Raw genomic sequence first — 12,564 nt, forward strand, 5'->3', positions numbered from 1 at the left:
CCCCCGGCCGAGGCATGCCTCAGCGCAGTGCCACCTTCGGGAAGTCCACCGGCACGTCGAACGCTACGTTGACGTAGTTGGTGAACAGGTTGAGTGCTACATGGGCGAGAATTTCGACGATCAGCTCATCGTCGAAACCCGCCGCGCGCAGCGCCTGCACATCACCATCGGCGATCTGCGCGCGCTGCTCGACCACTTTCAGTGCGAAGTCCAGTGCGGCGGCCGTGGCCGGATCGCTGGACTGCCCGATCTGCGCGGCGGCCATCTGTTCGCCACTGGCGCCAGCCTTGCGACCCAGCGCGGTGTGTGCGGCCAGGCAGTACTCGCAGGCATTGCGGTTGGCAATGGCCACGGCGATCTGCTCGCCCAGCAACGGGGACAGGCGGCCAGCGCCCAGCGCACCGAACGCCCCCCACATGCTCTGCAGCGCGGCCGGGGAATTGGCCACGGCACGGAACATCGCCGGAGTGGCACCGAAGGCGGCATGCACCTGGCCCAGCAGGGCCTGGCGGTCGGCGGTGGTGGCGGATGCATCGATCAGGGGGACACGGGACATGGTGGATCTCCTTGGGAAAGCGCCCGGGATTGGACGACCCGGCCATCCTAGGTAGACTCCATGGACCTATCAGGCCATATCGGCCGCTCGTATTGTCCATTCGTCCATGAGCGCTTCTGCAACCCACACAGATACCTCCGCGCCTGACCGGCTGTCCTCGCTGCTGGAGCGCTTCCGCGTGCAGGCCGCGCTGTTCCACAGCGGGCCGCTGTGTGGACGTCACGTGTTCGCGCCGCAGCCCGGGCGCGCGTTCCTGCACATCCTTCGCCAGGGCGAGATGGAGGTCCGCCATCCCGATGGCGATACCGCACTGCCACGACTGAAGATCGACAGCCCCAGCCTGCTGCTGTACCCGCAGCCGCTGCACCACGTGTTCCACAACGCGCCGCTGGAGGGACCGGATTTCACCTGCGCCACGCTGGATTTCGATGGTGGTGCGCGCAATCCGATCGTGCAGTCACTGCCGCCGGTGATGGTGGTGCCGCTGGCTGCGATCAGCGAACTGGACGACACCCTGCACCTGCTGTTTGCCGAGGCTGATCGCCAACGCTGTGGTTCACGGCTGCTGACCAACCGCCTGTTCGAGGTGGCGTTGATCCAGATCCTGCGCTGGGTGGTCGATCACCCGGATGCGGCGGGTGTCAGCCATGGGCTGATGCGCGGCCTGTCCGATGCAAGGCTGGCGCGTACGCTGGTCGCGATGCACCAGGCGCCACAGCACGAATGGACGCTGCCGCGAATGGCTGCCACCGCCGGCATGTCGCGCAGCGCCTTCGCGGCAGTGTTCAAGGAGGTGATGCAGGCGACACCCGCGAGCTACCTGCTGGACTGGCGGCTGAGCCTGGCCTGCGCGCAGCTGCGTGCGGGCGTGGCGGTCAAGCAGGTCGCCATCGAGGTGGGGTTTGCCGATACCGCGTCGTTGTCGAAGGCCTTCCGCAAGCGGCTGGGGGCGTCGCCACGGGCGTGGTTGGCCGGCCTTGCCTGAAAGGCCGTCGAGCATGGCTCGACGCTACAGGGCAGCCGACCAGCGGTCGGCTCTACCAAGAGCAATGCTCGCGCGATGGCCGATGGCCTAGCTGGCCGCCCCATCGGACTTCGCCAGCAACCCGGCGATGCGTTCGGCGACCTGGGCACGCACGCTTTCATCCAGCTGCCCTTCGTACATCGCTTCGTAGATCCACAGGCCATCGGCCGCCAGCCGCGCCACGAAATTGTCCAGCGCGGCCGGGTCGTCCTGCCCGGGTGAAGGCGGCAACGGCGCCCAGCGTCGTACCGCCGGGCCCCACGGGCGCTCATCGGCATCCGGGTCGGCCGATTCGAGCATGAACATCAGCTCGGCACGGGTGGCGCTCTGCGCCGACACCCGCACGAAGGTCTGGTAGCGCTCCAGCGCCGTCGCTTCGCCGGCGCGCTTGCCCAGCAGCGCTTCCATCGACGCTTCCCAGGCCTGCACCAGATGTTCGTCGATGCCACGCAGCAGCGCTTCGCGCGAGGGGAAGTGGTACAGCAGGCCGCCGCGGGTCAGCTGGGCCTCGGCCGCCACCGACTCGAAGGTCACCGCACGCACGCCGTCACGATTGATCACGTTGACGGCGGCGTCGAGGATGCGGTCGCGCTTGCTGGTTCTCATCGCATCATTTTACGCGATCGGCCGCACCCTCGCGGCTGCCGACGCGGCCGCGCAGCAGGCGCGCGATGATCGTCGCACCGACCGCCAGCATCACCGTGATCACCAGCAGTACGATCTGGTAGCCGCGGTCGTACGCGGCCGTGGCCAGCGTGAACCACTCGCCCTGCCCGCTCTCGCGTGCCACATGCAGGGCCTGGGTGAAGCCCTCGCGGGCCAGCGCCGGCATGTCGGCCGAGACCGGCAGGAAGGCGCTGTACATCGCCGCGCTCAGGCTGCCCAGCATCGCCACCGCCAGCAGGCCACCGAATTCGTAGGAGACTTCCTCCACCGACGAGGCCATGCCCGCACGGTGCGCCGGCACATTATTGAGGATGGCGGTGGACGCGACCGATATGGCCGAACCCATGCCGAAGCCGGTGATGGCCATGCCGGCCACCACCCAGCCCAGGCCGTGCGGGAAGCCGAACGCAACCACGCCGACACCCACCGCGCCTGCGGCCAGGCCACCGCAGATCAGCGGACGCAGGCCGACCCGGTGCAGGATGCTGCCGCCCAGCAACGCGCTGGGCAGGCTGCCCAGCGCCGCCACCGAGACCAGCAGGCCCGCCTGCAACGGGGTGAAGCCCGCCACCAGCTGGAAGCGCTGGGTGGTGACCAGCTGCAGGCCGGCCATCGCGAACAGGGTGAACACCGCCGACAGCGTGCCGGCCAGGAACGCGGGATTGCGGAAGATCGCGAAGTCCAGCAGCGGGTACGGCAGCTGCTGCTGGCGCCGCGCGAACGCCGCACCGCTGATGACCGCCAGCAGCAGCGCGCCGGCGCCCAGCGCGTACGACGGCGGCGTGGCGATCAGCGACTTGATCGCCAACACCAACCCGGACAGCGCAGCCAGCGCCAGCACCGACGACACCAGATCCCATGGGCGCGAGGTATCGCGCTGGCCTTCCGGCGCCAGCAGCAGCGTGGCCACGAAGGCGACCACCACCACCGGCACGTTGATCAGGAACACCGAGCCCCACCAGAAATGCTGCAGCAGCCAGCCACCGATGATCGGGCCGAGCGCGGCGCCGACGATCGCCACCGAGCCCCAGATCGCGATGGCGATGTTGCGCTCCCGCTCTTCGTGGAAGCTCAGGCCGATCAGCGCCAGCGTGGCCGGCATCATCGCCGCCGCACCCACCGCCAGGAACGCGCGCGCGGCGATCAGCTGCGCCGCACTCTCCGCGAATGCCGCGGCCAGCGAGGCAACACCGAACACCACCAGGCCGATCAGGAACATGCGGCGGTGGCCGATGCGGTCGCCGAGCGTGCCGGCGCCGAGCAGCAGGCCGGCCATCACCAGCGGATAGGCATTGATGATCCACAGCGCCTGGCCGGCGCTGGCCGACAGTTCTTCGGTAAGTGTGGGCAGCGCGGTGTAGAGCACGGAGTTGTCCAGCGTGACCAGCAGCAGGCCGGCGGCCACGGTGAACAACAGCGCCCAGCGGCGGGCGCGCGACAGGGCCGGAGCACCGGCCAAGGGCTGGGACAGAGCCATGGGGAAACCTGATGGGGGTGAAGTACCGTCATAACTATACAGGATATCCTGTATAGTTATGACGGTCGGAATCGATCGATTCAGCTTCTGTAGAGGCTAACCTGCTCGATCGGACACCCCAGCCAGGCATGGCCTGCTCTACGGGTAAACCCTCACCGGCAGTCTTCCGGCAATGCGGCCATCGCGGACACCACGGCCGCCTGCATGCCCTGCCCCACCGCCATGTCCAGCTCGCCGCCGATGCCGCCGTGCTGGCGGCGCAGTTCGTCCTCGCACAGGCCGCGCACCCGCCCGCGTGCGTTGGCGCGCAGGCTGCTGCAACGCCAGTCGGTGCCGCCCAGCGGCAGCACCGAATACACCACGCTGTTGCAGGCATTGCCGGCGCGCTGCTGCAACGACAGGCCAGCGAAGTCACGTGGTTCACTGCTGCGCTGCGGATCGAAGTAACTGTCGGGGAAGGTGCGTGCGTACTGTTCGATGTCCACGTCCATGCTGCGGCCCGCCGCCAGCGGCATCTGCAACGGCTGGCCACAGCGCAGGGCATCGGCGCGATGCTGGATGTACTGGTAGATCGGCCGGTCGAGCGTGGGATCCTGCTGGGTCACCGTGCTGACCGCTGCCAGCACCGGCAGTGACGCACGATTGGCCATGCGCGCCAACAGCCCCGCCTGTGCCGGCTGGCAGCGATCACGCAGCGTGGCCGCCAACAGGAACAGCACGTCGTTGCGAAAGGCCGGTTCCTCGATCATGCGCTGTTCGATGCGCTGGCGCGCATCCGCCGCGGGCGCCGGGAACGCGATCGCCGGCGGCTCGGAGACCGCGGCGCGCCGATGCCACCACACGGCCAACACCACGCCGCCCACCAGCACGCCGGCAACGATGATCCAGCGCGTGCGCATCAGTTGTGGATCGCCGTCAGCGTTGCCGCTGCGGCGTCGTAGGACGCGCTGGCGATATCCGCATCGAAGCGCTTCACCTGCAGGCGTCCCGCAAGCCGGTACGGGTCCCACAGGTCGCCCAGCGCGATCGGCGTGGCCAGGGTCACATGGATGATCTGGTTCGGCGGTGGTGGCGGCACATGGATGCAGGCGCCGTAGAACGGCACGAACAGCAGTTCATCGACCAGACCGGCGTCGTTGGTGCCCAGCGGCACCACGTAGCCGTCCAGATCCACGGCACGGCCATCGGCGGCATCGACCACCTGCGACGAGCCGAACTGCCTGGCGCGGTCGGGGCTGGAATGGTCGATCTCCTGCCCCGGCGGCGTGCCGGAACCGGTGTCGTCGATCAAACCGCCCACGCCGTCCATGCCATTGCGTGACAGGCCGATCTGCGGCGGCGGCCGCTGATAGGTCACTTCATCGGGCCGCAGCGCATCCCAGCGGTTGATGGGAGCATCGGCCACCGTTGGCTGCGCGGAATGCGCGGTCTGCGCGGTGCTGACAGGTGCGGCGGTCGGCACCGGCTGCGTACAGCCACCCAGACACAGGCAGCCCACCAGCACTGCAACGTGCTCAAGGTTCATAGGGCCTCAGGTGCGCATCGCGCATGGTGTAGGCAGAACCGGCCAGGTCGTCGTCCAGCCGCTCCGCGCGCAGGGTGCCGGCCAGGAAGAACGGCGAATACATGTCCGGCATTTCGATCGGGCGCGGCAGCAGCACGTGCACGATCTGGTTGGGCGGTGGCGGCGGCACGTGGATGCAGGCGCCGTAATACGGCACGAACAGGAACTCGGTCAGGCGCCCGTCCTGCGCGTTGGCCAGCGGCACCACGTAGCCCGGCAGGCGCACCGGTCGTTCCAGTACCGCGTCCACGGTGCGGAAGGTGCCGAACTGCGGCATGCGCCGGTTGCCGTTGTGCTCGACCTCGGGGCCCTCGCCCCGCTCCAGCGCGGCCAGCTCATCACCAGGCATCATCTGCAGCCAGTCCAGCTCCTGTTCTTCAGCCGTGCCCGCAGCCACGGCGCCACTGCGGTCGATCACCGGCGACGGCGGCAGCGCCTGCACGCCGCTATCCACCGGCCGCTCGCAGGCAGCCAGGGACAGCAGCATCGGCAACATCCACAAGCAGCGCATGCTCAGCCTCCCGGCGACAGGCCATCGGCCAGCGTGCGCCGATAGGCCAGCAGCGCCGGCACCAGCCCGGCCGCCGCGCTGATCACCAGCACGCCTGCGGCCCAGGCCAGCTCGCGGCCGTCCGGCCAGACATGGGTGATCGACAGCCCGAAGCTGGTCAGCGCCCACGCGCGGCCCGCCAGGCTGGCCACGGCCAGCACCGCCAGCGCGAGCACGCAGGCGACCGCGCTGGTCGCCACCGCTTCAACCACCAGCAGGGCGGCGATGTAACCCGGCCGCGCACCGATCGCACGCAGTACGGCCATCTCGCGCCGCCGTTCCTGCAGGGTCGAAACCAGCAGCGCCACCAGCGACACCATGCCCAGCAGCACCACCATCGCGCTGATCAGCTGCAGGGCACGTTCGGCCGTGCCCAGCGACTGCCACAACTGCTGCAGGGTCACGCCCGGCAGGATCGCCAGCATCGCCTCGTCCGGGTACTCGTTGATCCTGCGCTGCACCGAGAAGGTGGCGATGCGCGAGTTCAGGCCAAGCATGAACGCCGTGATGCTGGTCGGGGTCAGATCCAGGTGACGCGCCTGCTCGGCGCTGACGCTTTGGCTGCGCAGCTGCACACCCGAGCGCCAATCCACATGGATCGCCTCGATGGCCGGCAGCGAGACCAGTACCGATGAATCCACCGGCGTACCGGTACGCTGCAGGATGCCGGCGACGCGGAACGGCTTGTCGGCATGGGTGGCCAGCGTAACCGCACCGGTGCCGTGGGCCAGCACGATCTCATCGCCGAGGCCGACCCGCTGCGCAGCGGCCACTTCGGCCCCGATCACCGCATCGTACAGATCGTCGAACGGCCGCCCCTGCGCGAACGCCAGCGCGTGACCGGCGCCGTAACGATAGTGATCGAAGTAGCCGCCACTGGTGCCGACCACGCGGTAGCCACGCCAGGAGTCACCCAGTGACAGCGGCACCGCCCACTTCACCTGCGGCAGCGCCGACAGCTCCTGGTAGGACTGCCAGGACACGTTGTTGGTCGGGTCACCGATATGGAACACCGAATACAGCAGCAGGTTCACCGGCCCCGAACGCGCACCGACGATCAGGTCGGTACCCGACACCGTGCTGGCGAAGCCCTCGTGCGCCTGTGCGCGCACGCGTTCAACGCCCAGCAACAGCACCACGCTGAGGGTGATCACCAGTACGGTGAGGCCAACGCTCAACGCGCGGCTGCGCAGGCTGGCCCAGGCAAGCTCAAGCATGGGCGCCACCTGCATGGTTGATCTCCGCCAGGGCAATCGTGCGGTCGAACAGCGGCTGCAGACCATCATCATGGCTGACCACCACCACGGTGGTGCCGGCCGCCTGGCATTGTGCGGACATCAACTGCAGGAAGGCCGTGGCGGCCTCCCGGTCCAGCGCCGAGGTCGGTTCATCGGCCAGCAGCACCGCCGGCCGGCCGATCAGCGCACGTGCGGCCGCCACGCGCTGCTGCTGGCCGACACTCAGAGTGCCCGCGCGCCGCTGCATCAGCGCCGGGTCCAGTTGCAGGGCGCCCAGCAGGCGCGCGATCTCGGCGTCCAGCGGCCCGCTGATGCGCTCGCTGCGCAGGCGCGAGAAGCGCAGGCCCAACGCAACGTTGTCGCGCACACTGAGGAACGGCAGCAGGTTGAACTGCTGGAAGATCACGCCCAGGTGGTCGGCGCGGAAGCGGTCGCGGCGGGCGCCTCGCATCGCCTGCAACGCCTGCCCGGCCACCTCGACGCGGCCCTTGCCAGGCAGCAGCACCCCGGCCAACAGACCCAGCAGCGTACTCTTGCCGCCACCACTGATCCCACGCAGCAGCACGCTGCTGCCCTGCTCGATCCACAGCTGCGGAATGTCCAGCACCAGGCGCAGGCCATAGCCGAACTGCACCTCATCCAGCCTGATCAGCGCAGCGCTGCTCACGGCGCCAGTACCACGCGCAGCTGGGTGGCGGTCAGCACGCTGCGGCCCTGGCCACGATCGGTTGCGGTGTTGACGATGACCTCGTGCAGGCCTGGGAACACGGCTGGCAGGCGCATCACCAGGGCGCGCAACGCCGCGGGATTGGCACAGCGGTACTGCAGGTTGGCGCTGAAGCCGGCGTGACGGTGCTGCCCGGCAGCCGGTGCCGCGGCGGTCGCATCGAAGCCCTCGGCGCTGGCATCGCTGCGGGCCAGCCGGCAATGCGCCGCCGTCGGCAGCGTTACCCAGCTGCCACTCTTCAGCACCGCGGTGGCGCGTGCCAGCGATGCCCGCTCAGCGGCGTTGGCCGGCGGTCGCTCGAAATCGAGGATGCCGATACCCGGCGCCTGCAGGGCCAGTTCCAGCACGCCCTGATCGAGCGCGAGATCAACAGTGGCCTGGCCGTGCACGTGCGCACCGAGCTGGCGGACGTCATGGGCCTGCGCGGCGCTGGCAGCCAGCAGCAGGAAAAAAGCAGCGGGAAGCTTCATGGGGGAGACTCCAATTGTTACTATGTAACATTATGGACCATATCCCCTCGATGCCCGCAAGGGCCCTGGCCCAGCCGCCAGCTTCGGCACGCTGGCATCCCCGCCTCGATCTGGCCGGTGCCTGGCTGTCGCTGGCCTGCGCCGCCCATTGCGTCGCCCTGCCATTGCTGCTGGCGTTCGTGCCGGCCGCGATGATGGCGCTGCGCTCGTTCCAGCGCCCCGGCCATGGCGCGATGACGCTGCTGCTGATGATGTCGCGCTGGGAGTGGCTGTTCGCGCTGGTGGCCTCGGCGCTGGCGCTGGCCAGCACCACGGCGGGGCTGCGCCGGCATGGTCGCAGGTGGCCGCTGCGGCTGGCCTGCGTGGGCGCCGGCCTGCTGCTGTCGGCGTCGCTGTACCTGCCGCTGAAGGAATCGCTGCTGTGGCATGGGGTGGCAACGGCCTGTGGTGGCGTGCTGCTGGCCTGTGCGCATATTGGCAACAGGCGCGCCCTGCACCAGCACCGGTAGCGTTTCGAAGATGCCGGCCAGCGGCCGGCACTACCTGTCGTTGGAAGCGCGGGCCGTCCGCGCCGCACCACCACCGGTAGCGCCGGCCGCTGGCCGGCGTCCCTGCCTCGTCAGAAGCGATAGCCCACTTCCGCGCCGACGATGCGCGGGCTGTCGACCGGACCGTAGTAATTACCGTCGCGGCCGAACGCCAGGTTGTCGAAGATCAGGCCGTTGATGCGGCGCTTGTTGGTAAGGTTCTGCACGAACACGCGTGTGCTCCACGGCCCGCGCTCATAGCCCAGCTGCGCGCCCAGCACCGCGACGGCCGGCTGGAAGGCGCGGTTGCGTTCGTCCAGCGCACTGGAACCGGTGAACTGCGATTCCAGCCGCGCGTAGAGACCGGACTGGAACTGGTAGCGCGCCGCCAGATAGCCGGTGTAATGCGGGGTCAGCTTGACCCGTTTGCCGGCCAGGTTCTGGTCGACGCTGACCCACAGCTTGGTGTACTTCGCATCGACATAGCCCACGTTGGCCATCAGGGTGAAGCCGGGCATCACCTCGAACACGCCTTCAAGTTCCGCGCCGCGCGAACGGATCGACGCATCCGAGCCCACGTAGTCCGACGAGATCGGGCGGCCGTTGGCATCGGTGGCCACCTGGATCTCCTGCCAGTTGTCCGAGGTGATGTGGAACAGCGCACCGCCGATGTGGCCACGGCCACCGGCCAGGTTCATCTTGAAGCCCAGCTCATGGCTCCACATGCGTTCGGATTCATAGCGCAGCACCTTGTCGTTGACCACATCGCTCTGCGCTGCGGCCAGATTGAAGCCGCCCGGAATGTAGCCCTTGGCCGAGGCCGCATAGAACGACAGGTCGTCGGTGGCGTCATAGCGCAGCGACACCCGCGGCAGCGTGGCCGAGAAGGTATGCGCCAGCGCGGCATCGCGGTACAGCACGCGGCCGCCGGCGCCGAGGTCCAGCGCGCCGGCACGCTGCTCGGTGGAACGCCGCGCCTGCTCATGGCGCAGGCCCACACTTGCGGTCAGCTGTGGAAGCGACGGGAAGGTATAGCTGGCGGTGGCGAACACACTGTAGTCCTCCCCCTTCGAGGTCTGCCGCGGCGCCAGGTTGTAGCTGTCCAGCCCACGCAGCGCAGGACCGACGAACGTACCCAGAATCGAATCCTTGCTGTTGCGGTAGGTCGACACACCGGCCATCCAGGTCAACGCCTGGTCACTGGGCGAACTGAAGCGCGCCTCGGCCGTCCATTCGTTCTTCCGGTCGTAGATGCGGCCTGCCAGTGCCGCGCTCTGGGTCATGTCGAAGTCGTAGCCGGCCGAGGTCACTTCCTCGTTCCGCCAGGAGGCGGCCACGTCCAGCGTGCCGGCCTGCAGCTGCCATTGCGCACTCAGGCCCGCCACCGACTCATCCTTCTCGGTGCGCTTGGGTGCGTCATTGATGTAGGTGAAATCACCGGCACGACGGCCGCCGTTGAGCGAGCTGCCGTAGGTGCGGTTGTACAGGCCGGTATCCAGCGGCAGGTACTCGTACTCGAACATGCCCGGCGCGCGGGTGCGCAGATGGTAGGCCAGTGCATTCACCGAAACGTAGTCGCTCGGCCGCCAGCGCAGCTTGCCCTGCAGGTAGCCCTCGCCCACCCTGCCGCGCGCACCGGAGGGCGTGAGGTTCTTCAGGTAGGCATCCTCGTCCGAGCCCATGAACGCCACCGAGCCGGACAGGCGGCCATCGTGGCTCAACGGGCCGGCCAGGAAGCCGTCCAGTGCCGTGCCGTTGCCATTGCCGAACCAGGTACTGCGCACATTGAGTTCGCCTTCGCGCGCATCGGCCGGACCGCGTGTGCGCACCAGCACCAGGCCGGACTCGCTGTTGGCCCCGTACAGCGTGCCCTGCGGCCCGCGCAGCACCTCCACCGACTCGACCTGGTTGAGCACGGCATTGCTCAGTTCACGGAACGGAATGCCATCGATATAGACCGACGCACGGTTGACCAGGAACGGATTGGACTCGATGCCGCGGATCGAGATGAACATGTTGCTCAGCTGGCCCATCGCATTGAACTTCACATTCGGGGCGAGCTTGTCGAGGTCACGGAACTCGGTAACACCGGCCTCCTTCAGCGCTTGCCGATCAAGCACGGTGACCGACAGGTCGCTCTTCAGGTACGGGGTATCGCGCTTGGAGCCAGTGACACGGACACCGTCAAGCGTGGCCGGGGCGGCCTGCTGGGCAAGCGCGGGCATGGCAGGAATGAGCAGGGATGCCGCAACAAGGGCGGCAGCAGGCGTGGACGACTTCAACGGACGGACCTCAACGGATGGAAAGGCGGACGCGCGGGCGGCGGCAGCGCGGGTCAAGAGTGTTATCCTGTAACATTCGCGCCATCCCGCCACTCCATTCGCGGCAGCGCCGCTCCATTTCCGGATCCTTGATGCCCGCCCTCGCCGACCAGATGCTGCGCGAAACCGGCCCCCAGCCTGCGGCCGCCCACGTCAGCCCGGACGGGGCGGTGGTCCTGCTGCGCCACCGCTTCGAGGCCAGCGAAGGCGAGATGGGGCATCCGCAGCAATTGCGCCTGGGCATGGCCATGGCCGGCGGGGGGTGGTTGCAGCAGCGCACGCTCAACGGCGTGCTGCAGGCACCGTGGCGACCGGGCCAGTTCAACCTGGTCCTGCCTGGCGACCGCGGCACCTACGCCAGCCCCGCCGTCGACGTGCTCGGCATTGCCATCGACACCCACGCGTACCCGCACCACGCGCTGGCGCTGCAGCAGCTGCAGCCGCTGGCGGCGCGGCTTCACCAGGATCCGGTGGTGGGCTCGGTGCTGCAGGCGCTGTGGTGCAGCGCGCAGGCCGGTGCGTGCCTGCCCGGTTTTCTCGAACACGGCGCGCAGGTGCTGCTGCATCGCCTGGGCCAGCTTGCCGGCCAACGGAGCGAGGTGGGCGGCACGGCCACGCCGCTGTCGGCGCAACGGCTGCTGCAGTTGAAGGACTACATCGATGCACAGCAGGGCCAGCCGCTGGGCGTCACCCAGTTGGCTGCCGCCGTGCAGATGCAGCCGTCCAGCTTCAGCCGCGCCCTGCGCGCCGCCACCGGGCTGCCACCGTACGCGTTCCTGACCCGGCACCGCATGCAGCGGGCCGGCGCCGCGCTGGCGCAGGGCCGCACCGTCACCGACGTGGCCCTGGCCAGCGGATACGCCAACCCCAGCAAGTTCAGCGCGGCCTTCCGCCGTGTGCTTGGCTGTTCGCCCTCGGCCTGGATCGCGCAGGCGCGCAGCGGGTGATCCGGATCGCCGCTGTGCAGCACCGGCCAACCTTACAGACCGGTAATGTCCAGGTCAGGCCATCGAAAGGTGCCGGCCTCCACCCTGAGGGCCACAGTCCCCACAGGTGCTCCGCAATGATCCGTTCCCTGCAGCGTCCCGCCCTGCTCATGCTGATGCTGGCCGGCCTCGCCATCGCGCCACTGGCGCTGGCCCATCCCAGCCTGGTGCGGGCCACGCCGGCCGCCGATGCCACCGTGGCCCCGGCCAGCCAGATCGAGCTGCAGTTCAGTGAGAAGGTGATGCCGCGTGCCACCCGCATCGAGCTGAGCATGGACCACGGCCGCATGAAGATGGCCATGCCGACCACCGCGCAGGAGGTCTCCGAAGACGGCCACACCCTGCGCGCGCGCTTCGGCAAGCCGCTGCCCGCAGGCCGTTACGCACTGCAATGGCGCGCAGTCGGCCAGGACAGCCATCCGGTCACCGGCACCTACCGCTTTACCGTGAAGTAAGGC

At 68.7% G+C, this 12,564-nt stretch carries 14 protein-coding genes; 4 read left to right on the plus strand and 10 right to left on the minus strand.

Annotated elements, in window-relative coordinates:
* Positions 1–19 precede the first annotated feature (19 nt).
* Complete coding sequence (locus tag K5L94_RS12430) at positions 20–556, minus strand: carboxymuconolactone decarboxylase family protein (RefSeq protein WP_053449868.1); 537 nt, start codon at positions 554–556, stop codon at positions 20–22.
* A 106-nt stretch (positions 557–662) separates the two neighbouring features.
* Here K5L94_RS12430 and K5L94_RS12435 point away from each other — a divergent pair, with 106 nt between their 5' ends.
* A complete protein-coding gene (locus K5L94_RS12435) occupies positions 663–1,541 on the plus strand; it encodes an AraC family transcriptional regulator (RefSeq protein ID WP_053449869.1) in 879 nt (292 codons plus the stop codon).
* Between the two features lie 87 nt (positions 1,542–1,628).
* Here the strand turns inward: K5L94_RS12435 and K5L94_RS12440 are convergent, their stop codons facing one another.
* The 8 genes from K5L94_RS12440 to K5L94_RS12475 all read right to left on the minus strand — a co-directional run bounded on the left by K5L94_RS12440 (position 1,629) and on the right by K5L94_RS12475 (position 8,272).
* Entirely contained in the window at positions 1,629–2,186 is a 558-nt protein-coding gene (locus K5L94_RS12440; RefSeq protein WP_274510567.1) for a TetR/AcrR family transcriptional regulator, read from the minus strand.
* A 4-nt stretch (positions 2,187–2,190) separates the two neighbouring features.
* Positions 2,191–3,723, minus strand: coding sequence for an MFS transporter (locus K5L94_RS12445; RefSeq protein ID WP_274510568.1), 1,533 nt, complete (start codon positions 3,721–3,723; stop codon positions 2,191–2,193).
* Between the two features lie 152 nt (positions 3,724–3,875).
* The gene (locus K5L94_RS12450) at positions 3,876–4,622 is read right to left on the minus strand and encodes a hypothetical protein (protein ID WP_274510569.1); all 747 of its coding nucleotides are present in this window, start codon (positions 4,620–4,622) and stop codon (positions 3,876–3,878) included.
* The gene (locus tag K5L94_RS12455; RefSeq protein WP_274510570.1) at positions 4,622–5,248 is read right to left on the minus strand and encodes a DUF3299 domain-containing protein; all 627 of its coding nucleotides are present in this window, start codon (positions 5,246–5,248) and stop codon (positions 4,622–4,624) included. The genes K5L94_RS12450 and K5L94_RS12455 overlap by 1 nt, the downstream gene beginning before the upstream one ends.
* Positions 5,238–5,798 carry a DUF3299 domain-containing protein gene (locus K5L94_RS12460; protein ID WP_274510571.1) on the minus strand — a complete coding sequence of 187 codons (561 nt, stop codon included), beginning with the start codon at positions 5,796–5,798 and terminating at the stop codon, positions 5,238–5,240. The genes K5L94_RS12455 and K5L94_RS12460 overlap by 11 nt, the downstream gene beginning before the upstream one ends.
* A 2-nt stretch (positions 5,799–5,800) precedes the next feature.
* Positions 5,801–7,054, minus strand: coding sequence for an ABC transporter permease (locus tag K5L94_RS12465; protein ID WP_053451318.1), 1,254 nt, complete (start codon positions 7,052–7,054; stop codon positions 5,801–5,803).
* The gene (locus tag K5L94_RS12470) at positions 7,047–7,742 is read right to left on the minus strand and encodes an ATP-binding cassette domain-containing protein (RefSeq protein ID WP_053449875.1); all 696 of its coding nucleotides are present in this window, start codon (positions 7,740–7,742) and stop codon (positions 7,047–7,049) included. Before K5L94_RS12470 ends, K5L94_RS12465 begins: the two co-directional genes overlap by 8 nt.
* Complete coding sequence (locus K5L94_RS12475; RefSeq protein WP_053449876.1) at positions 7,739–8,272, minus strand: ZrgA family zinc uptake protein; 534 nt, start codon at positions 8,270–8,272, stop codon at positions 7,739–7,741. Before K5L94_RS12475 ends, K5L94_RS12470 begins: the two co-directional genes overlap by 4 nt.
* Before the next feature lie 32 nt (positions 8,273–8,304).
* On the opposite strand from K5L94_RS12475, the gene K5L94_RS12480 reads away from it, so the two are divergent.
* Positions 8,305–8,781, plus strand: coding sequence for a MerC domain-containing protein (locus tag K5L94_RS12480; protein WP_274510572.1), 477 nt, complete (start codon positions 8,305–8,307; stop codon positions 8,779–8,781).
* Positions 8,782–8,891: 110 nt separating this feature from the next.
* Here K5L94_RS12480 and K5L94_RS12485 read toward each other — a convergent pair whose 3' ends face one another.
* Positions 8,892–11,024, minus strand: a complete 2,133-nt coding sequence (locus K5L94_RS12485; protein WP_274510573.1) for a TonB-dependent receptor — start codon at positions 11,022–11,024, stop codon at positions 8,892–8,894.
* 188 nt (positions 11,025–11,212) lie between these two features.
* On the opposite strand from K5L94_RS12485, the gene K5L94_RS12490 reads away from it, so the two are divergent.
* Positions 11,213–12,067 (plus strand): helix-turn-helix transcriptional regulator, encoded by an 855-nt coding sequence (locus K5L94_RS12490; protein WP_274510574.1) that lies wholly within the window; start codon positions 11,213–11,215, stop codon positions 12,065–12,067.
* Between the two features lie 116 nt (positions 12,068–12,183).
* Complete coding sequence (copC, locus tag K5L94_RS12495) at positions 12,184–12,561, plus strand: copper homeostasis periplasmic binding protein CopC (RefSeq protein WP_274510575.1); 378 nt, start codon at positions 12,184–12,186, stop codon at positions 12,559–12,561.
* Positions 12,562–12,564: the final 3 nt, after the last annotated feature.

The organism is Stenotrophomonas forensis, assembly GCF_028752115.1.
GTDB classification, from domain to species: Bacteria; Pseudomonadota; Gammaproteobacteria; order Xanthomonadales; family Xanthomonadaceae; genus Stenotrophomonas; species Stenotrophomonas forensis.